Annotated in this window: 19 protein-coding genes and 1 tRNA gene; 7 read left to right on the top strand and 13 right to left on the bottom strand. The window is 57.6% G+C overall.

Annotated elements, in window-relative coordinates; genetic code table 11:
* Positions 1 to 151: 151 nt before the first annotated feature.
* The 7 genes from ACVWZJ_RS02530 to ACVWZJ_RS02500 all read right to left on the bottom strand — a co-directional run bounded on the left by ACVWZJ_RS02530 (position 152) and on the right by ACVWZJ_RS02500 (position 3,387).
* Complete coding sequence (locus ACVWZJ_RS02530) at positions 152 to 427, bottom strand: hypothetical protein (RefSeq protein ID WP_011433211.1); 276 nt, start codon at positions 425 to 427, stop codon at positions 152 to 154.
* 107 nt (positions 428 to 534) lie between these two features.
* The gene (locus ACVWZJ_RS02525) at positions 535 to 936 is read right to left on the bottom strand and encodes a hypothetical protein (protein WP_071818165.1); all 402 of its coding nucleotides are present in this window, start codon (positions 934 to 936) and stop codon (positions 535 to 537) included.
* Positions 937 to 1,038: 102 nt separating this feature from the next.
* Positions 1,039 to 1,111 (bottom strand) — tRNA-Ala (locus tag ACVWZJ_RS02520).
* Positions 1,102 to 1,788, bottom strand: coding sequence for a Uma2 family endonuclease (locus ACVWZJ_RS02515; protein ID WP_011433209.1), 687 nt, complete (start codon positions 1,786 to 1,788; stop codon positions 1,102 to 1,104). Before ACVWZJ_RS02515 ends, ACVWZJ_RS02520 begins: the two co-directional genes overlap by 10 nt.
* 59 nt (positions 1,789 to 1,847) lie before the next feature.
* Entirely contained in the window at positions 1,848 to 2,165 is a 318-nt protein-coding gene (locus ACVWZJ_RS02510; protein WP_011433208.1) for a hypothetical protein, read from the bottom strand.
* Positions 2,166 to 2,262: 97 nt separating this feature from the next.
* Positions 2,263 to 2,622 (bottom strand): hypothetical protein, encoded by a 360-nt coding sequence (locus ACVWZJ_RS02505; protein WP_041436507.1) that lies wholly within the window; start codon positions 2,620 to 2,622, stop codon positions 2,263 to 2,265.
* A gap of 465 nt (positions 2,623 to 3,087) precedes the next feature.
* Positions 3,088 to 3,387: a ferredoxin gene (locus ACVWZJ_RS02500; RefSeq protein WP_011433206.1), complete on the bottom strand. Its 300-nt coding sequence runs from the start codon at positions 3,385 to 3,387 to the stop codon at positions 3,088 to 3,090.
* 201 nt (positions 3,388 to 3,588) lie between these two features.
* Between ACVWZJ_RS02500 and ACVWZJ_RS02495 the strand changes: the two genes are divergently transcribed.
* The 6 genes from ACVWZJ_RS02495 to ACVWZJ_RS02470 all read left to right on the top strand — a co-directional run bounded on the left by ACVWZJ_RS02495 (position 3,589) and on the right by ACVWZJ_RS02470 (position 8,970).
* A complete protein-coding gene (locus tag ACVWZJ_RS02495; protein ID WP_011430273.1) occupies positions 3,589 to 3,735 on the top strand; it encodes a hypothetical protein in 147 nt (48 codons plus the stop codon).
* Between the two features lie 382 nt (positions 3,736 to 4,117).
* Positions 4,118 to 5,347 (top strand): hypothetical protein, encoded by a 1,230-nt coding sequence (locus ACVWZJ_RS02490; protein WP_457394388.1) that lies wholly within the window; start codon positions 4,118 to 4,120, stop codon positions 5,345 to 5,347.
* A 284-nt stretch (positions 5,348 to 5,631) separates the two neighbouring features.
* Positions 5,632 to 5,895, top strand: coding sequence for a pentapeptide repeat-containing protein (locus ACVWZJ_RS02485; protein ID WP_457394474.1), 264 nt, complete (start codon positions 5,632 to 5,634; stop codon positions 5,893 to 5,895).
* A 48-nt stretch (positions 5,896 to 5,943) separates the two neighbouring features.
* On the top strand, positions 5,944 to 6,486 hold the full coding sequence (locus ACVWZJ_RS02480; protein ID WP_457394386.1) for a hypothetical protein: 543 nt from the start codon (positions 5,944 to 5,946) through the stop codon (positions 6,484 to 6,486).
* Positions 6,487 to 6,612: 126 nt separating this feature from the next.
* Entirely contained in the window at positions 6,613 to 7,086 is a 474-nt protein-coding gene (locus ACVWZJ_RS02475) for a hypothetical protein (protein ID WP_148202729.1), read from the top strand.
* A 318-nt stretch (positions 7,087 to 7,404) separates the two neighbouring features.
* Positions 7,405 to 8,970 carry a hypothetical protein gene (locus tag ACVWZJ_RS02470; protein ID WP_148202728.1) on the top strand — a complete coding sequence of 522 codons (1,566 nt, stop codon included), beginning with the start codon at positions 7,405 to 7,407 and terminating at the stop codon, positions 8,968 to 8,970.
* 56 nt (positions 8,971 to 9,026) lie between these two features.
* Here ACVWZJ_RS02470 and ACVWZJ_RS02465 read toward each other — a convergent pair whose 3' ends face one another.
* The gene (locus tag ACVWZJ_RS02465) at positions 9,027 to 10,775 is read right to left on the bottom strand and encodes a peptidase M8 (RefSeq protein WP_011433203.1); all 1,749 of its coding nucleotides are present in this window, start codon (positions 10,773 to 10,775) and stop codon (positions 9,027 to 9,029) included.
* Positions 10,776 to 10,947: 172 nt separating this feature from the next.
* Here ACVWZJ_RS02465 and ACVWZJ_RS02460 point away from each other — a divergent pair, with 172 nt between their 5' ends.
* Positions 10,948 to 12,216: a class I SAM-dependent methyltransferase gene (locus ACVWZJ_RS02460; protein ID WP_011433202.1), complete on the top strand. Its 1,269-nt coding sequence runs from the start codon at positions 10,948 to 10,950 to the stop codon at positions 12,214 to 12,216.
* A gap of 245 nt (positions 12,217 to 12,461) precedes the next feature.
* On the opposite strand, the gene ACVWZJ_RS02455 is transcribed toward ACVWZJ_RS02460, so the two are convergent.
* The 5 genes from ACVWZJ_RS02455 to acnB all read right to left on the bottom strand — a co-directional run bounded on the left by ACVWZJ_RS02455 (position 12,462) and on the right by acnB (position 18,680).
* Positions 12,462 to 13,568: an RNA-guided endonuclease InsQ/TnpB family protein gene (locus ACVWZJ_RS02455; protein WP_011433201.1), complete on the bottom strand. Its 1,107-nt coding sequence runs from the start codon at positions 13,566 to 13,568 to the stop codon at positions 12,462 to 12,464.
* An 88-nt stretch (positions 13,569 to 13,656) separates the two neighbouring features.
* Positions 13,657 to 14,778: an ABC transporter ATP-binding protein gene (locus ACVWZJ_RS02450; protein ID WP_011433200.1), complete on the bottom strand. Its 1,122-nt coding sequence runs from the start codon at positions 14,776 to 14,778 to the stop codon at positions 13,657 to 13,659.
* A 279-nt stretch (positions 14,779 to 15,057) separates the two neighbouring features.
* Positions 15,058 to 15,498, bottom strand: coding sequence for an Hsp20/alpha crystallin family protein (locus ACVWZJ_RS02445; RefSeq protein ID WP_011433199.1), 441 nt, complete (start codon positions 15,496 to 15,498; stop codon positions 15,058 to 15,060).
* Positions 15,499 to 15,676: 178 nt separating this feature from the next.
* Positions 15,677 to 15,988: a PepSY domain-containing protein gene (locus tag ACVWZJ_RS02440; protein WP_011433198.1), complete on the bottom strand. Its 312-nt coding sequence runs from the start codon at positions 15,986 to 15,988 to the stop codon at positions 15,677 to 15,679.
* Positions 15,989 to 16,055: 67 nt separating this feature from the next.
* Positions 16,056 to 18,680: a bifunctional aconitate hydratase 2/2-methylisocitrate dehydratase gene (acnB, locus tag ACVWZJ_RS02435; RefSeq protein ID WP_011433197.1), complete on the bottom strand. Its 2,625-nt coding sequence runs from the start codon at positions 18,678 to 18,680 to the stop codon at positions 16,056 to 16,058.
* Positions 18,681 to 18,720 lie beyond the last annotated feature (40 nt).

Below are 18,720 nucleotides of genomic sequence, written 5' to 3'. Positions count from 1 at the left end.
GAAGGGCAAATGCCGGTGAGGCCAGACAAAGTTCCTCTAGATTAATCTAGGTGGGATCCCTTCCTACCCAAAATCCCGCCAATTTCCCCTCTCCCTGAGAGAGAGGGGCTGGGGGTGAGGGCGTCGGCAATGCAGAGCGCTTGGGCCCAAGTTACCGCCGTTCCAAAAAGTCGCGGCGCAGATCCCGAATCTCCTGCCGCATCTCCCGCATCTCTTGGGCCATCTCGTCAGTGCGCCGTTCCAAAGCCTCGGTGCGCCGTTCAATGGCTCGGGTGCGCTCGTCAAAGCGATCCAGCGCCTCGCGGAAAAACTGCGCCAGCATCGCCTGCCCTTCCCGCAGCTCTTGGATCAAAACCTGCTGGTTTTGCTGGGCAGCTTGCAACTCCTGGACGGCCCGAATCAGCCACTGCTCTTGCTCAGGTGTCATGGTTACCAAGGCGCTACAGAACAAGGAAATCCTACCACCCTAAATCTCCTCCTGGGAGAAGGATCCGGGGATGGTTACACTAGCAACGCAGAGCGCTTGGGCCCAAGCTACCGCCGTTCCAAAAAATCGCGGCGCAGATCCCGAATCTCTTGCCGGATCTCTCTCATCTCCTCCGCCATCTGGTCGGTGCGCCGTTCCAGTGCTTCTGTGCGGCGTTCGATGGCCCGAGTACGCTCGTCAAACCGATCCATTGACTCGCGAAAGAACTGCGCCAGCATCGCCTGTCCCTCCCGCAGCTCTTGAATCAAAACCTGCTGGTTTTGCTGGACAAGACGCAGCTCCTGCTGGGCAGCTTGCAATTCTTTTTGGGAGGCTTGCAGCTCTCTTTGGGAGGCTTGCAACTCTCTTTGGGAGGCTTGCAACTCTCTTTGGGAGGCTTGCAACTCTCTTTGGGAGGCTTGCAACTCTTGGATGGCTTGAATCAGCCACTGTTCTTGCTCGGGCGTCATGGTTACTGAAACACTACAGAATAAGGAAATCCTACCACCACTAACTCTTCTCTCCTCCTGGGAGAGGGATCGGGGGCAAGGGATCCAAATCCAAAACCTCAATGGAGAGTAGGGAACTCGAATCCCTGACCTCTGCGGTGCGATCGCAGCGCTCTACCAACTGAGCTAACTCCCCGTAGCTTTACCAGAATAACCCGAATCCGCAGCCAAGATCTCCCCCGCCTGCAACTCCAGCTTGGGAAAGACCTTTGAGGATACCGGATCGGATCCCTTCAGCTCCAGCACATCGTACCAGCCTTCATGAAGCAGCAGCAGGCTCACCTTCTCCTCCAAGGGATCCACAACCCAATACTCGCCGATCCCCAAAACGCAATACTCTGCTTGCTTGGCCCGGTAGTCTGCTGCCCGGCTGGACTCACTGACTACCTCCACCACCAGTAGCGGCGGCGGATCCTCCAGGCGAATCAACGCCTCTCTGGATCCCATCTCCTGCCACTGCTCCAGAGGCAGCACCACCACATCCGGGATCCGCACCGTAGCCCACCGATTGCCCCGCGGAGACTGGATCCCTGGGCTCCCCTGTATCGCTGTCCAGGGCAACTTCTGCCGTGCAATCTCTGCCTCGAAAACTCGGCTGAGAAAGTTTTGAATCTGCACATGCCGCCCGGTTGGAAGAGCCATGGGCACCAACTCCCCTGCCACCAGCTCATAGCGGGTATCACTGCCATCCGAATAAGCAAGGTATTCCGCCAAACTCAGGCGAGCTCTTGATGGTGCAGAAACGGATCCCATTGCCAAAGCCATAAACCGTCTCGGCCAAAAGTCTCTTTGCTGCCATACTAGCCTTGTCATCTCGCACAACCCCTCTCTTCCTCTGGGAGCAGGGCTGTGAGCGCTCGGTCTGTTGGCAGTCAACGCCGTTCCAAAAAATCGCGGCGCAGATCCCGAATCTCTTGCCGGATCTCCCTCATCTCTTCCGCCATCTGGTCGGTGCGCCGTTCCAGTGCTTCTGTGCGCCGTTCCACAGCTTCCGTGCGCCGTTCAATAGCCCGGGTGCGCTCATCAAACCGATCCATTGACTCGCGAAAAAACTGGGCCAGCATCGCCTGTCCTTCCCGCAGCTCTTGAATCAAAACCTGCTGGTTTTGTTGGACAAGACGCAGCTCCTGCTGGGCAGCTTGCAACTCTTGGATGGCGCGAATCAGCCACTGCTCTTGCTCAGGGGTCATGGTCGGCGAGGGTTACAGAAGAATAAAAAAATCCTATCACCCTGCATTTCTCCCTGGGAAAGGGGCTGTGAGCGCTTGGGCCAGGGTTGGATGGAAGCTAACGCCGTTCCAAAAAATCGCGGCGCAGATCCCGAATCTCCTGCCGGATCTCCCTCATCTCTTCCGCCATCTGGTCGGTGCGCCGTTCCAGTGCTTCTGTGCGCCGTTCCACAGCTTCCGTGCGCCGTTCAATAGCCCGGGTGCGCTCATCAAACCGATCCATTGACTCGCGAAAGAACTGCGCCAACATCGCCTGCCCTTCCCGCAGCTCTTGAATCAAAACCTGCTGGTTTTGTTGGACAAGGCGCAGCTCCTGCTGAGCGGCCTGCAATTCTCTTTGGGAGGCTTGCAATTCTCTCTGGGAGGCTTTTAGCTCCTGGATGGCTTGAATCAGCCACTGCTCTTGCTCAGGGGTCATGGTTGCTGAAGCACTACAGAATAAGGAAATCCTACCACTGCCAATTCTGATACATTCACGCTGAACTCTCCTGAACATGGTTCAGGAAAGAAGCGATCGCATCCTGCCTATCTCTGTTCGCGTTAGCGGGACGGAGTCCAAGCAGGAAGGCGGTATCCCGCAAAGCCCTGAGGAATACCCCCCGAGCGCTTTCCCCCTTCACTTCCCGGCAACCGTTGCGGTGGACTCAAGGATCAGGGGGAAACTTGGTCTACTATATCCCTCTCAATGACTTTTGCCAAACCGCCTAAAGCTCAGTAAATTCAGCAAAGTTCAGGGTTTTGGGGGTTAGAGGCATGCTCCTCTCCCTCTGGGTGAGGGCCTCAGCAGCGCGGAGCGCTCGAACACCCCCTTGGGCCACCCAAAACAAAAACCCCTCTCTCTTTGGAAGAGGGGCTGGGGTTGAGGACGGAAATTCAAGCTCGATCAGTAAAGGGCTTCTTCTTGGTGGGTGATGATGGTGCAGTCGGAAGTAGGGTAAGCCACACAGGTCAGCACATAGCCCTGCTCGATCTGATCATCGTCCAGGAAGGACTGATCGCTTTGATCCACTGTGCCGCTCACCAGCTTGCCGGCACAGGTCGAACAGGCACCGGCGCGGCAGGAATAGGGCAGCTCGATCCCTTGCTCTTCCGCCACGTCCAAAATGTACTCATCGTCCGGCACATCGATGGTGACGTTCAAGCCTTGCTCCTCGTTGATCAGAGTGACCTTATAGGTAGCCATCCTGGTTGGGTCTCCAGAAAAAACATCCACTCCTCATCCTGCCACCCTTCTGCCCCAGATCAAGCACCCTTTTGTGAGGAAATAGGCAAATCTTCCGGTTTTTTGCAGGTGGATCCGGGAAAGCTTGCCGGGTAAGGGTTCTGGCTGCTCAAGAGGGCTGTTAGCCCGCAGCGTCTGCATGAAGGGTGAACCTCGGCTCCGATGGCAGAACTGCCGCAGATCCCACCGGTCATTCTTCCGCAATCCTCTCTGTTCAACTTGGACTTGGCAGGGATCCCTGTAGCTCCTGGGTTGCACCTGGAAAAAAAATGGCAAGACTTGCCAAGTTGGGCGGATCTGACTGTATAATTTACGGAGTAACCAGAGCAACCGCTGACACAGGCGTGTGTGCGTCTCCCATCCGAGTATCAAGCCCTTAGCCTTCTCAGTTGCTTCGGGTTGGTTGATCGGGTAAGTTAAGGGAAGTGTTCAGCCGAACCCTACTTTTTTGGTTAAGAGGAGAAAAATGAACGGAAAAACGCATAAGTGGCTGTTGAAGTCACTTGGTTCTCTAACCTTGGCGTCTGCCGTGGTGCTTCTGCCCCTGATCTTGACAGGCTGTGGCGGAGACAGTGCCAGCTCTGTGGTGCCTGTGCCTCCTCCACCTCCTCCACCTCCGCCGCCGGCTCCAACTCCGACTCCAGCTCCAACTCCGACTCCAGCTCCTACCCCAACTCCGACACCTGCGTCTTTGATTGTGGTTTCGCCTACCTCGATTCCCAATGCGACTGCCAGCTCCGTCAAAACTATCAACGTCAAGCTAGCCCAGGATCCGAGCGGGATCAAGACGGTGACGGTGACGGGGCCAACAGGTTGGAGCATTTCCCCCCCGATCTTGATCTTTGACAGCAGCAACTTCAACAAGGACCAGCCGGTGCAGTTCACGGCGCCGCTGACGGCGGTGGGTCAGACGCAAAACATCACCTTCAGCGGGACGGGGCTGGGGAGTGTGGATGTGCCGGTGACGGTGACTCCGGTGCCGAACACCTTCTTCCTGGATCCGGTGAACGGCAGCGACAGCAACTCAGGGAAGGCGGCAGAGCCGTGGAAGACCTTTGAAGGGGTGCTGAAGGTGGGGGCTGACCCGTATCAGAAGGGGCTGGTGCCGCTCCTGCAGAAGGGCGAGAACGTAACGATTCAGGTGGTAGCGCCGGTGCCGGTTACGCAAAGTCTGAGTGCCAGCCTGGCTACTACTGTGCCCGGTGGTTCTATCACCATCGTGGGTCCGACGAATTACAAGCTGTCTATTCCCGCCGGGAACAAGTTGACGCTGAACGAGAATGTGAAGTTGGAGGGCTTCTCTATCGAGGTCAATACCAAGGATGGTATTATCATCAACAAGTCCTCTGCATCCATCAACAATGCGACGATTAGGTGTAGACCACCAGCGGGAGCGGGAAATGCGTGTATCAACGTTAACGCAGCCAATGTGAAGCTCTCGGGTAATAAGATCACGTTCGATGTGAAAACAACAGCAGTAGCCATACAAAGCGCGGGCGTTATCATCAAAGACAGTGAGTTCAAGTCAGATGGTTCAGATAATAGTAGTGGTGGTTTCACTCGAGCTATAGAGAATCAGGGTGCTGGTACCACTGTACTTAACTCTGAGTTTGACTTGTCTTCTGTTACCAATGGTGGTAATGACGCTACAGCAATTGTGCTTCTTGTTGGTTCCAGTAGCGCTGTTGTCAAGGGCAACAAGATCCTTGTGGCTGGTGTCGCCAACATTTCACGTGGTGTTCTTGTTGCCGCTGGCACCGGACACCTAGTTCAAGACAATGAGTTCCGGGCTTCTGTCAATGGTGTAGGCAGCGGAATAAAATTGGTAGGAGGAGTTACCATTGCCGACTTTGTCAACGATATCTCGAACGGCAACAGCTTCCCTCAACCGCCGAACCTTTTCAAGAATGTTGATCCATAACCGGCCAGAAGGCTAGTTTGTTGCTCCCCCCCCTTGTGTGGGGGGTTTTTTGTTGGCTGAAGGTCGCTGCGTTGCTCTCCCTTGGGGCAGAGGGGATGGCCAAAAGGTTTGCCTAGCTGCTTGCCCTGGGGCTGCTGGACTGTGTCGGCAAGGGCGGGCGGCTGATACATTTACGCGACACACTCCGGCTGCCAGTTGCTTGGGGTGGTGCTTCCCAACGCCAAGCTGGCCGGCGTTGATCTGGGCGAGGCGCTGGTGCAGGGGGAGTCTTTCTAGAAGCGGATCTGTCGGGGGCCAATTTGGCCGGGGCCTATGTGGAAAACACCGCTTTCAACGGGGCCAAGTTGCGGCGGGCCAACTTGCAGAAAGCCAGGTTTCCCGACTCCAGCCTGGCTGAGGCCGACTTGACAGGGGCCAATTTGCAGGAGGCGGATCTGCGGCGGGCCAACCTCAGGGGGGCAATTCTCAAAGGAGCCCAGCTGGGGGGGGTGCGGACGGACGGGGAGACCATCTGCCCCAATGGGGAGCGCGGCCCCTGCCGCTGGTAGGCCAGGGATCCGGCTAGAATGGGATCCTAAGCCGGTGTAGGGAACCCCATGTCGGAGCGGTTGGAGCGGGTAGAGGCCATCTTGGAAGTCCTGGCCCAGCAGACCCTGGCCACTGCCCAGGCCACTGCCCGGAATACAGAAGCCATCGAGCGTCTTTTTGCAGCCACCGCCCAGAACACAGAGGCCATTGGTCAGAACGCAGAGGCCATTGGGCGTGTTTCCACAGTTACTGCCCAGAACACAGAGGCCATTGGGCGTCTTTTCGCAGTCATTGCCCAGAACACAGAGGCCATTGGGCAAGCCTTTGCAGCCATTGGTCAGAACGCAGAGGCCATTGGGCGTGTTTCCACAGTTACTGTCCAGAACGCAGAGGCCATTGGGCGTGTTTCCACAGTTACTGTCCAGAACACAGAGGCCATTGAGCGTCTTTTTGCAGTCATTGCCCAAAACACAGAGGCGATTGGGCAAGTTTTTGCAGCCATTGCCCAAACTAGGGAGTCCATCGCTGAGCTGCGGGCCAGCATTGCCGAGCTGCGCCAGGTGGTTGAGCAGCAAAACCGCGCCATTACCTACCTTATGAGCCAAGACTAGGCCCAGAGTCTTCCTTCTCGGCCAGGGTTGGGGAATAATACCCGTTAGTTCCCCTGAGCTGGCCGGCGCCGAACCAAGACTGCAACCGCTGTCCTAATTCCTACTCACTTTGCTGAAGGTCTGAGAATGTCTAAGCGCAACTTCCCACATAGGCGGCATTTTTCCCTGGCCTCGTTGGTATTGTCTGCTGCTCTGGCCGGGCTAGTGGTGGCCTGTGGCTCTTCCTCAAGGGATCCTCTCACGGTTGCCACGCCCACGCCAACACCGACACCCACGCCCACTCCAACTCCAACACCCACGCCAACACCGACTCCTGCCGGCCCGCAGATTACGATCCCGGGCTTGCCGGCAGGGGCCACGGTAACCATTCGACAAGCAGATGGCACGGTGATCGCCACCTCCACCTCGGTGTCTGGGAATGTGGCCACCTTCCCCACTTCCTTTACCATTCCCTTTGGCGGCCAGATCCGGGTGACTCCCGCCATTCCTTCACCTGGGCCGATTACGGTCGGCGGTACTACCCTTAGCACCTTTGACAACACCACCAACCCTGGCAGCACCACCTACTTCAACTTCGGGCCTGGCATTTTGGTGAACTAACTCAGGGCTGGCTCCAGGAGGGCAATCGGTTCTCATTCAGGAGGAGCTGGGTGGCAGCCGGTTGTCTTTCTTGTTCTTCAACTTTGGGAAAGGCACCGTCTCTGTACTTCTTTTTTTGAGAGCTCTTTGGGTATCCTTAGGATCAGCGTAAGGTTTGTCTTGTGGTTTCCCTGGAGTGAGCTGGGCAAGTCTTGTCAAGGACTTCTACCCTGGCAAGGATTCTTCAGTAGGAGGTTTACCATGGCTTCCCGCGGCTCAAGGCCCGGCTTCCGGTCTTCGTTAGCTCCCCTGCTTCTGGCTTCCTCCCTGGCAGGAGGCATGGTCGCTTGTTCGTTCTCTTCGGATCCGCCTACGGTTACTCAAGTTCCGCCGACCATTTCCGCTCAGGCGCCGGAAACGGCAGTTCGGGGTTCCGAGAGCATTGCTTTCTACTACGACGGGGTAAAGACCTCAGTCACCATCAAGGATGCGGCAGTCCTTTTTGCCGCCTGCACCCTCAACACCAACGACTCCGGGAAGATTGTTAACTTTGTCAATAACACCCTCAAGGTGGGGCCGATTACGGCTGCCGACGTGACGGGGTTGGGCAACCCGCTCAAGCCGTCCATTTCGGACTTTACTGCCGATGGGGTGGTGGACTGCAAGGATGCGGCGGTTTTGTTTGCGGCAATTTCAACAGGTCTTCCGCCGACGGCCAGTAAGATCAATCCCTTCCTTGCCACCACCCTGAAGCTCAGCGGTGTCAGCGTCACGCAGCCGAACTTAGATACCCTCTTCAGCGAGCCCACCCCGACTCCGACACCGACTCCGACCCCGACTCCGACGCCCACACCTTCGACCATCCAGTTCTTCGTAGATCCAGTGTATGGAGACAATACGAACCCTGGTACGGCTACTCAGCCATTTCAAACAGTGGAGTATGCGCTAACTACACCCATCGTCAGCTCTGCTGCCAACACTACCGGCTCAGGCACCGGCGGAGGAACAGATGTAACGGTAACGATTGTCAGGGCAGCAACTCAGGGCGTTTCTAGCAACATCAGCACCCCTAACCTGACTAAAGGATCTGTGACGGTGGTCGGCCCCAGTGGCTTTAACCTCAATTTGAGCGGCAAGCTCCTAACTCTCAACAAAGGCTATCGCCTCAAGGGCTTCAAGATTACCAGCGGGGATCCGGGTGGGCCTACTCCTACAGCAGCCATCAACCTTGCCGGTGTGGGCACATCTTTAGAAAACATGAAGATTGACTGTAAGGATCTTGGCACTGGCGGCACGCCCTTTACAAGTTTGGGTGACAGGTGTATTGCAGTAACTGCTCTAACGCTGGGCGGTACCATCTTGCTGCAAGGGCTGGAGGTTCAGATCAAAGGCGACAAAGACTACACCGCCGCCATCGTGCATGCAGGTAACAACACAACTCTGGAGGTAGTCGGCAGTACCATTGAATCTACCGGCAGCAATGGTCTAGGTGTTGTGGGTGTTTTAGGTGGAGCTTCAGCAGGGCCGGTGATTGTTCAATCGAGCACGGTGAATCTCGAAAGCATTACCAGTGGAACCGACCTTAAACCAAGCATAGCCGTTTGGCTAAACGTCGGAGGCTCCAAGGTGTTGGGCCCAAGCTCTAAGATCAAGCTGAACGGTAACACAGCCAATCAGTTAGGGGCAATTGGGATTAAAGCTAGCCACTCCAGCGGTTCTGTGATCGTGGATGGCACCACCTTCAGCACTGGAACCAATGAGGTTGGTATTGGCATCAAAAATGCAGCAACGGGAACGGGAACCCTAAGCTTAGGTACCAACACTTTCCCTCCTCCTTCTGGGGATCCTTCTTCCTGCAGCCCTATGAACCCTTGCCTGAAGCATAAAGTTCTCCCTCCTCTTTAAGCTTGACTCCTCCCCCTGCTGGCCCCGCTAGGGGGCCTTTTTTGGAAGGTACTCGGCTAGGGCAAAAGCTCTATCTCACCCCCAATTGGGCCAAAAACAGCGTCGTTGCCAAGGAAGAGCCCCTCCCCTGGGGGCAGGCGGCGCCCTTCTGGAGGCAGGGTATAGGGATCCGCAGCAGCCAGGTTAACGCCTGGGTACCCCAGGTCCTGCATGGCTGCAGCCGTAATACGACTAAGAGCAGGGCGTGCAGGTGGCGGTGGCAGCACCGGCGTCATCAGCTCCAACCCTAGGGTTCGCCGCCAGTGACCTTCGGGAGGTGGCTCAACCTCCACCGGCACATTCCCCGATCCGCCCAGGCTGTTGTACTCAGCAGTGGCCTGCCGGCCGGCAAAGCGCGGGTTGGAGGTGCCGCTGTTGAGGAGAAGAGGACGCCAGTTGGGGACGGTGCCAAACCCCAGAGCATGGCCCAGCTCGTGCAGGACAACGTCAAACAGGGATCCCTGATCCTCTAAGCGACCCAGATATGCCGGGTCGATCCCTATCCTGGCATAGGGGATGATGCCGATCCCGGGCCGAAGGGGGCCACAGGGGCCCGCTTGACCCACAGCCTTACCCGGACCATCACTCTCAGGGGGGCTGGAGAGGAGCCGGGCGCCGGTTACTTGAACCAAGAGATCATCCACAGGCCGGTTGACCAGGGGAGTCGGGGGGAAACCAGCTCCGCAGAAGCCAGCCTCCAGAGTTACGGTTACATCAGGCAGATCCCCGGTGATGATCTGCTCCCAGCGCCGGGCCGCTTGCAGAACGATGTTGCGCTGGGAAGGGCTGAGGCTGTTGTCGATGAATTCAATCTCGATGTTGAAGCCGCCAGCAGAGGGAGTGGGCGAAGCCGTGGGAGAAGGAGTGGGTGCCGGGGCAACCAGAGCAGTCCTAAGCTGGAAAGCACCCGTAGCACCAGGGTCATAACTGCTAACCCGCACCAAGTAGTTGATTCCAGCTTGCACAACCAAGTCGAGCTGGGAATTCGTACTCCCCCCAAAGTCGTCGTTTTCGGCAATCACCTCGCCGGTAGCCTGGTTAACGATGAAAAGGTAAGTATCGAAGTCGATACTGGAAAGCTGGATCCGCACCGTTTGCCCCGCAGGCGCGCTGAGCAGGAAATCCTGAATGAAGTGAGTAGGACGACGGGGATCCCGAGGGCTACTGGTGGTCAAGCGCCCTGTAACCGCCTGCGGCACCCCCAGGGTGGGGATCCCAGGTGGTGACGGCGAAGGCGAGGCGGTTGGAAGCCCTGTGGGCGGAACAAATCCCGGCCCTGGCAATCTGGCCGCTTGTTCAGGCGTAAGGTTGAGGGGAGGTTGCAGCCGCAAAACGGTGTTGACGAAGGTGTTGATGCGGTTGGCATCGCGGGTCTGCAAAGTGGCAATGGCAAACAAAATAGCCGCATCCCGAATGGTGCCTGGCGTGCCATCCCCATCAAAATCGGAGATGGCCACCGGATTGGGGTCGGCCGTGGTCACCTCAGCCAAGGTGAGAGGAGGCTGCACCCGCAAAACGGTGTTGACAAAGCTGACAATCTGGCTGGGCTGGGTGATCCCGCTGGCAATGGCAAAGGCAATGGCGGCATCGCGGATGGTTACCGATTGCGGGTTGCCGTCGTAGTAGGCAGCAACGCCTCCTTCTGGGGCGGGCGATGAAGTCTCTGGGCGACTGAGGAGGCTGGGCCCGCTAGCTAGCCCACAAGCAGCCAGAATTCCAAGGAGAAAAGTTGCCATTAACCAAAACAGCCGCTTGCGGGGGCTCATCGAAGGATCCCTCTTCCCGACTCCCCTGAATTCTAGGTTAGGTAGTTACAAAACACCCCACCACTATACCATCCTCAGGCTTTTCTGGATTTGCCTCAGTCTTTTGCTTGCTGTGCAGTACGATAGGGTGCGTGCTAAGAGTGTTGGGATACCCAAAAACAGGAAGACTGCCATGGCAGAGAAAGTTGTGTCCAACCCCGTACAGGCGCAGTTTGACGAGTTTCCCTACCCGAATGTGCCGATTGAGCAGACGGTTACCGACAACCTTGCCTTGTTTGCCAACAGCCTTACGACGGCCAGGTACCTGCGGGATCGCAAGGTGGTATTGCCGGAAGGCAAGGTGATGCTCAATGCCGGCTGTGGCTCCGGTTGGGAAACTTTGGTTTTGGCAACGGCCAACCCCGGCGCTCGCTATGTGGGTGTGGATATTTCGCCGGAGTCCATCAAGATGGCAGAGCAGCGCTTTAAGTTCCATAAGATTGAAAACGCCCGCTTTCATGTTATGGACATTACCGACATGACGGCGCTGGGGGAGGAGTTTGATTTTATTGCCTGCAACGACGTTCTCTACCTACTGGACGACCCGGTTGCCGGTTTGAAAGGCATGCGGCAGGTGCTCAAGCCCGATGGGATCATCCGCACCAATGTTCATAGCCTTTATCAGCGGCAGTTTATCTTCAACATGCAGGATGCGATGGAGCTGCTGGGGGTGATGGACGAGCCGGCAGCCAAAGCGGTGCCCCTGCTACGAGAGGTGATGGAAGCGCTCACCGACGCCAGCTTTGTGAAGAGCCACTGGAACGGCGATGCCATCAAAACCACAGCGGGGATCCTGGCCAACTTCCTGCTGCGCAGCGACAAGGGCTTTACGGTGCCGCAGGTGTTTGAGATGTTGAGGCAGGCCGGCCTCGAGTTTATTAGCATGGTGAATTGGCAGCAGTGGAAGTTGGAGAGGGTCTTGACCAAGCCGGTGCCCTACTCGATGCGGCAACTCAATAAGTTAAGCGAGGAGCAAAAGCTTCACTTCATCGAGCTGATTTTCCCCAACATGACCCGCTTGATCGACTTTTGGTGTGGGCACCCCGGCATTCCCAAGGCTGAGCCGTTTACGAACGACGAATGGTGGAACGGCACGGTGCAAGCCCACCCCCTTCTGGTGAAGTTGGATGCCAAGCAGGCTTTTCTCAACGCCATTCGGGACAACGGGCCTGTCAACATCAACGGCTGGCCGGGAGCTGAGGGGAACATTACCATCGATCCTTTCTCGGTGCGCTGGCTGGTGGATGTCTTCGGCCCCTTGCCGGTGCCGGTGCAATCTCTAGTCCACAAGACCATGGAGATTATGGACTGGACGCAGGAAGAAGCGTTTAGTCAAGTGTTGGCCAACCTGAAGTTTTTGGAAGAACGCCTGGTCATTCTGCTGGATTCCCCACTTCGCTAGGCAAGTGCAAAGCCAGGACTTACGAAAGCCCCCCTGATTCATACATGGGGGCCTTTTTGGTTGACATACCCCCCGCCCTAAAGGACGGGGATTCTTTCTCAGCCAGCAGAATTGCTCCTACCAACTGAGCTACACAGGGCATGAGGCTGTTCGCGTTAGCGGGACGGAGTCCTCAACCTCAACCCTATGGGGGATGCCATAACCCCAACTACTGGGCCGGAGCCCAGATACTTCCTGCGTTCGCGTTAGCGTTGCGTAGCAACAATGTTAATTGCACCCACCCCGTCCCGATGGAACTCAAACCCACACCCACACCTGTACACACGACCTTTGGGCTTGTTTCTCTGCCCACAAACAGGACACTCCTGAGAGCTGTACTGCTCATCCTGCAGCACAACCTTCATCCCCAGCCGTTCGGCCTTGTAAGTGATTTGGTGCCGAGCTTGACCATGCAACATCTGGTGGATCTTCTGATTCGCTTTCTTGTTGTAGTTGGCAGACATCCGGATATCCCGAATGTCGCCAATCACAACTGTCTGCACGCCTCGCTCGTGGAGCGTGGAGACCAGTCTGGTCGTCTGCTTGTGCAGAATGTCTTGGATTTGGTGGTGTAGCTTCTTGAGCTGCAGGCGTAAGGACTCCGTCCCGCTCACGCGATTGGAACGGATTAGCCGCTTCCACCGCCGAGAACCCCGCTTTTTGCGCGCCAGGAGTCGAGCTAGCTTGCCCTGCAGCTTGTTCTGGTAGCGCCTTTTGGAGCGCAGCAGCCTGCCATTGGCAAGGTAGGTTTGTCCCCCCTCATGAGCGACTGCGGGGTGAATCTCACCCAAATCCACAGCGGCAACGTTGCTCTCTTCCCCCTCTTCTTCCGGCAGCGTATCCCCCACCTTGTAGCAAGCTCTCAACTCATACTGCTGGCCATCCCAGCCCATCTCTACCCAAACAGGTGTGTCCCAAGCCCAGTTAATCATCAGGGGCTCATTGCCTTTCCCGTTCGACAATCGCAGCTTTCCATTGACGACTTGGATGGCTGAAGACTTCCATTGAACTTTGGAATAGTACCGACGCCGTCGAGGTGGACGGGCGTTGGGGTCGGTTTGGCGGCGTTCTCGCCAGGACTTCAAAGAGGCAAAGAAGCTTTGCACTACCGCGTCTGCACTGTGAGCATGAAGTGTATTCTCAGGGTCGTTGGGAAACCACCGCATTAGCGTGGAAGGTTTCAACCACAGTCCCTTCTTGCGGACAACCCGCCAAAAGTGAACGAGCACCTTTGAGTACAGCTCGCCTGCTGCCCTGCTCAACAGCTGCAGTTGCTCTGAGACGCCTAGCTTGAGCTTGCGGACAAGGTACATGCAAAGTTGCCTTTTCTGTCGAATAGCATCTTACAAAAGCCGCCCTAGAAGGGCGGGGCTTGTAACCCAGTTTTTTTGGTCATCGTTTTTATCCCAGCCGCTGCTCGGTTTGCGGGTCAAACAGGTGGAAGCGATCCATGTCGAAGACCACTTCTGCCCACTGGTTAACCCGAAGCTGGGTACGGGGATCCACGCGGGCCACAAACTCCTGCTCGGCCAGGATCCCTTCTCGGTCGGTGGTGCTGAGATGGAGGATCACTTCATGGCCGATCAGCTCGGTGACGGAGACCTTAGCCCGCACCGGGGCAGGTTGGATCCCTGGGGGTTGGTACTGGGGATCGTGGATGTTTTCCGGGCGGATGCCGAAGATGACCGACTTGCCGACGTATTGCCAATAGGGCTCTGCCTGGTGGGGCGGGATGGCCACGCGGAAGGCGCCGGTATCGATCCAGAGGGTGCCCTCCTGCTCCCGCAGCTTGGCCTGGAAGAAATTCATGGCGGGGCTGCCGATGAACCCGGCCACAAACAGGTTGGCCGGGCGGGTGTAGAGGGTGTGGGGGGTATCCACCTGCTGCAGGCGGCCATCCTTCATGACGGCGATGCGGTTGCCCATGGTCATGGCCTCCACCTGGTCGTGGGTAACGTAGATAAAGGTGGTGCCCAGTTGCATGTGCAACTTGCTAATCTCGGCCCGCGCCTGTACCCGCAGCTTGGCATCCAAGTTGGAGAGGGGCTCATCCATCAAAAACACCGCCGGATTGCGCACGATGGCCCGCCCGACGGCAACCCGCTGCCGTTGCCCACCCGAAAGTTCCTTGGGCTTGCGGTTAAGCAGGTGCTCGATCCCAAGGCGCTTGGCCACCCCCCTAACCCGGCTTTCGATCTCCGCCCGTGGCAGGCCGCGCAGCTTGAGGCCAAAGGCCATGTTCTCGGCCACGGTCATGTGGGGGTAGAGGGCGTAGGACTGGAAGACCATGGCGATATCCCGATCCTTGGGGGGGATATCGTTGACCACTCGGTCGCCGATGTAGATGGAGCCGGCGCTCACCTCTTCCAGTCCGGCCAGCATGCGCAAAGAGGTGGTTTTGCCGCAGCCGGAGGGACCGACGAAGACGAGAAATTCCCCGTCTTCGATGGCGATGTTCAGGTCGTGGACGGCGGTGGTGTCTCTGTAGCGCTTGGTAACGTGTTCGTAGGTAACGCTGGCCATGCTCTCAACCTTGGCTCCGTTGCGCACTCAAACCCTATCCAAAGCGGCGGGCAAAAGTCAAATCGAGTTGAGTTGAGTTCGGTAGGGAGAGCTGGGGATCCCTGCAGCGAAGCCAGTTTATGGTCGTTGCCCCTGCCCTTGCCCCGGCCCCTTTCCCAGAAGGAGAGGGGAGCTGGGAAGCCATGGAATCTTGAACCGAAATGTAAAAAAAGGTAGGCTCATCGCCTACCTCTATGGGATCCTTTTTCCCTATTAGGAAGTTGCCTAACCTCTAGGCCATCAGGAGACAACGCTCACTTTGACCACTTGGGCTTTTTCAGAGTCTGCCTTGGGCAAGGTGAGGGTGAGGATCCCATCTTTGTATTCGGCTTTCACTTGATCGTGTTTGATCCGGTTCGGCAGCGGGATCACCCGTTGGAAGCGCCCATAACGGAATTCAGTCCGGGTTACCCCTTTGTCTTCAGAGCGCTTCTCAAATCGCCGTTCCCCGGTGATGGAGACCGCTTCGGCTGTCGCTTGGATATCCAAGTCGTTGGGGTTCAAGCCGGGCAGCTCCAGCTTCAGGGTAATGGTTTCGGGATCATCGTGCATCTCCACTGCCGGCATGAAGGCAAAGCCGTCGGCCTCGGTGGTGCGAGGGATCAGCCGGTCGAACATCCGGTTCATTTCCCGTTGAATTTCGTCAATTTCACGAAATGGATCCCAGCGGACAAGAGCCATAGAGCATCCTCCTCCTCTATTACTTTGCTTTTTTGACTTCCAGTTCGAGTTTTTAGCTTAGCTTTCGGGGCTCAACTTTAGAGGTATAAGCAAAACCTCTATGCTTCTAGTGTATTCAAATCTATTCCGAGAAGTGTAGGGTTTTCTGGAATGTTTCTTAGGTGTTTACCCTACAGGTTTATCCATCCAAAACCCTCTGGGACTCCGTATGTTTGGGGCGGCGATGGAGTTTTGTGGGTAACCACATACTGAGACCGGTGGCCACCATCACCAGCAGCCCCAGTCCGTTTAAGAAGGGGTAAACCGCTTGCAGATCGAGGGGGCCCCACTGCCCTTTGTGGATTTGGATCAGCCAGTAGTAGTCGAAGTTTTGGTTGAGGCGGGCAATTTGATACAGGGATCCCGTTAGCACCGTTACCACCAAAGGCAAGGCCAGGATGGGGGCAAGGGTGCGGTGGATGCGGCGGATCCTCTTTGGATTCAGGGCCATTGAGCTTTCTCCAGGGCAATGGGGCGATCCCTGCCATGCTATCAGGGCAGCTAGCCCCTATTCTCGCTCAAGAACGGCTCCTGGACAGCTCCTCCACGTGCTGCCGCGGGATGACCCGTCCTTCGTCCTCAAAGCCAGGGATCTCGTGGAAGTTGAGGTAGCGGTACAGCTCGCCGGCAAAGGGCTGGATCTTGGTGGAGACGATCTCTTGGTATTCCTCAGGGGTGGGGATCCGGCCCAAAAGGGCGCAGGCGGCGGCCAGCTCGGCGGATCCCAGATAAACCCGCGCGTCTTTGCCCATGCGGTTGTTGAAGTTGCGGGTGGAGGTGGACATGACGGTGGCCCCGTCTTCCACGCGGGCTTGGTTGCCCATACACAAGCTGCATCCCGGCATTTCCGTTCTGGCCCCGGCGGCAGCAAAGATGCCGTATACGCCTTCCGAGCGCAGTTGTGCCTCATCCATGCGGGTGGGCGGACAGATCCAGAATTGGCGCACCTTGGCCCGCCCTTGGCCTTCCAGGATTTTGGCGGCGGCGCGGTAGTGGCCGATGTTGGTCATGCAGGAGCCGATGAAAACTTCGTCAATCTTGATCGGCGTATCGGGGTTGCCGGCGGCGTGTTGGGCATGGACTTCGCTCAGGGTCATCACCTTGTCGGGATCGTTGGGGGCACAGACAATTGGCTCGGTGATGGTGCTGAGGTCAATTTCGATGACTTCGGCGTATTCGGCGTCGGCATCCGCCTCCAGGAGGGTGGGGTTGGCCAGCCATGCTTCCATTTTGGCGATGCGCCGCAGCAAGGTTCTCGCATCCTGATAGCCGCGGGCGATCATGTTCTTCAGCAGCACCACGTTGGAGCGCAGATATTCTGAGACCGTCTCGATGCTCAGCTTGATGGTACAGCCGGCACAGTTGCGCTCTGCCGAGGCATCGGTAAACTCAAAAGCTTGCTCCACCTTCAGATCCGGCAGGCCCTCGATCTCCATGATGCGCCCGGCAAAGACGTTTTTCTTGCCTTTTTTCTCAACGGTCAACAGGCCCCTCTGAATGGCCACGTAGGGGATGGCATGGACAATGTCCCGCAGGGTGATCCCCGGCTGCAATTCACCTGTAAAGCGCACCAGCACCGATTCCGGCATGTCCAAGGGCATCACCCCCATGGCGGCGGCAAAGGCCACCAGACCGGATCCTGCCGGGAAGGAGATCCCCAAGGGGAAGCGGGTGTGGGAGTCGCCCCCTGTGCCCACGGTGTCGGGCAGCAACATGCGATTCAGCCAGGAGTGGATAATGCCATCGCCGGGACGCAGGACAACGCCCCCGCGGGAAGCGAAAAAGTCGGGCAGCTCTTTGTGGATCTGGATGTCCACCGGCTTGGGATAGGCGGCGGTGTGGCAGAAGCTCTGCAGCACCAGGTCGGCGTTGAAGCCCAGACAGGCCAGCTCCTTCAGCTCATCGCGGGTCATGGGGCCGGTGGTGTCCTGGGATCCCACCGTGGTAATGAGGGGCTCACAACTGGTGCCCGGGCGCACGCCTGGCAGCCCACAGGCTTTGCCCACGATTTTTTGCGCTAGGGTATAGCCTTTGCCGGTGTCTGCCGGTGGAGTGGGGCGGATAAACAAGGTGGAGGGAGGTAAACCCAAGGCTTGGCGGGTTTTGTCGGTGAGGGCACGGCCAATCAACAGGGGAATACGTCCCCCCGCCCGCACTTCGTCGGGGAGGGTTACGGGCCGCAGGGAAAAGGTGGAGAGAACCTGGCCGGCCTCAGAGCGGATCACACCTTCGTAGGGGCAAATGGTAACCACCATGCCGGTTTCCAGGCGGGAGACATCGCACTGGATGGGCAAGGCCCCGGCATCTTCGGCGGTGTTGAAGAAGATGGGCGCGATGGTGCCCCCCAGGATGACCCCGCCGGCCCGCTTGTTGGGCACATGGGGAATGTCGTGGCCGATGTGCCAGAGCAGCGAGTTGAGGGCGGATTTGCGGGAGGATCCCGTGCCTACCACATCCCCCACAAAGGCAACGGGATGGCCGCGGCGCTTCAGCTCGGCAATGGTAACCAGGGATCCTGGAGCGCGGGACTCCAGCATGGCTTGGGCGTGGAGGGGGATATCCGGGCGGGTGGTGGCGTGGGCGGCGGGGGAAAGGTCGTCGGTGTTGATCTCGCCGGCAACCTTGAACACTGTTACAGTGATTGCTGCGGCCAGGGGAGCTTTGGCGGTAAACCATTCGCCCTTGGCCCAAGACTCGATCACCTGTCGGGCATAGGCATTGCCGGCTTGGCTCAGCTCCAGCACATCGTGAAAGGCATCGAAGATGAGCAGCGTGTGGCTGAGGGCGCGGGCTGCTGCTGCTGCAATCTCCTGGCGCGGATCCTGTAAGAGATCCAGCAAAACCTGAACGTTGTAGCCCCCCAGCATCGTGCCCAAGAGCTCCACCGCCCGCAGGGGAGTGATCAACGGGGATTCAACCTCCTCCTTGGCCACAGCGGCCAAAAAGCCCGCTTTCACATAGGCGGCTTCATCGACCCCCGGCGGGACGCGCTCTGTTAAGAGGTGCAACAAAAAGGCTTCTTCGCCAGCAGGCGGGGCCTTCAGGAGCTCGCACACCTGGCTGGTCTGGGCAGCGTTTAAGGGCAGCGGCGGGATCCCTTGGGCCTCGCGGGCAGCGGCGTGTTGGCGGTATTCGGCCAGCATGGGGGTTTAGGCACTCGACGTGGGTATTTATTCTACCGCT

The organism is Thermostichus sp. OS-CIW-29 (assembly GCF_054058195.1).
This window is presented reverse-complemented; position numbering and strand designations above follow the sequence as displayed.

Coding starts and splice junctions, on each gene's coding strand:
- ACVWZJ_RS02530 (WP_011433211.1), bottom strand. CDS start 427: ATGACACCTGAGCAAGAGCAGTGGCTGATTCGGGCCGTCCAGGAGTTG.
- ACVWZJ_RS02525 (WP_071818165.1), bottom strand. CDS start 936: ATGACGCCCGAGCAAGAACAGTGGCTGATTCAAGCCATCCAAGAGTTG.
- ACVWZJ_RS02515 (WP_011433209.1), bottom strand. CDS start 1,788: ATGACAAGGCTAGTATGGCAGCAAAGAGACTTTTGGCCGAGACGGTTT.
- ACVWZJ_RS02510 (WP_011433208.1), bottom strand. CDS start 2,165: ATGACCCCTGAGCAAGAGCAGTGGCTGATTCGCGCCATCCAAGAGTTG.
- ACVWZJ_RS02505 (WP_041436507.1), bottom strand. CDS start 2,622: ATGACCCCTGAGCAAGAGCAGTGGCTGATTCAAGCCATCCAGGAGCTA.
- ACVWZJ_RS02500 (WP_011433206.1), bottom strand. CDS start 3,387: ATGGCTACCTATAAGGTCACTCTGATCAACGAGGAGCAAGGCTTGAAC.
- ACVWZJ_RS02495 (WP_011430273.1), top strand. CDS start 3,589: ATGGCAGAACTGCCGCAGATCCCACCGGTCATTCTTCCGCAATCCTCT.
- ACVWZJ_RS02480 (WP_457394386.1), top strand. CDS start 5,944: ATGTCGGAGCGGTTGGAGCGGGTAGAGGCCATCTTGGAAGTCCTGGCC.
- ACVWZJ_RS02475 (WP_148202729.1), top strand. CDS start 6,613: ATGTCTAAGCGCAACTTCCCACATAGGCGGCATTTTTCCCTGGCCTCG.
- ACVWZJ_RS02470 (WP_148202728.1), top strand. CDS start 7,405: ATGGTCGCTTGTTCGTTCTCTTCGGATCCGCCTACGGTTACTCAAGTT.
- ACVWZJ_RS02465 (WP_011433203.1), bottom strand. CDS start 10,775: ATGAGCCCCCGCAAGCGGCTGTTTTGGTTAATGGCAACTTTTCTCCTT.
- ACVWZJ_RS02460 (WP_011433202.1), top strand. CDS start 10,948: ATGGCAGAGAAAGTTGTGTCCAACCCCGTACAGGCGCAGTTTGACGAG.
- ACVWZJ_RS02455 (WP_011433201.1), bottom strand. CDS start 13,568: ATGTACCTTGTCCGCAAGCTCAAGCTAGGCGTCTCAGAGCAACTGCAG.
- ACVWZJ_RS02450 (WP_011433200.1), bottom strand. CDS start 14,778: ATGGCCAGCGTTACCTACGAACACGTTACCAAGCGCTACAGAGACACC.
- ACVWZJ_RS02445 (WP_011433199.1), bottom strand. CDS start 15,498: ATGGCTCTTGTCCGCTGGGATCCATTTCGTGAAATTGACGAAATTCAA.
- ACVWZJ_RS02440 (WP_011433198.1), bottom strand. CDS start 15,988: ATGGCCCTGAATCCAAAGAGGATCCGCCGCATCCACCGCACCCTTGCC.
- acnB (WP_011433197.1), bottom strand. CDS start 18,680: ATGCTGGCCGAATACCGCCAACACGCCGCTGCCCGCGAGGCCCAAGGG.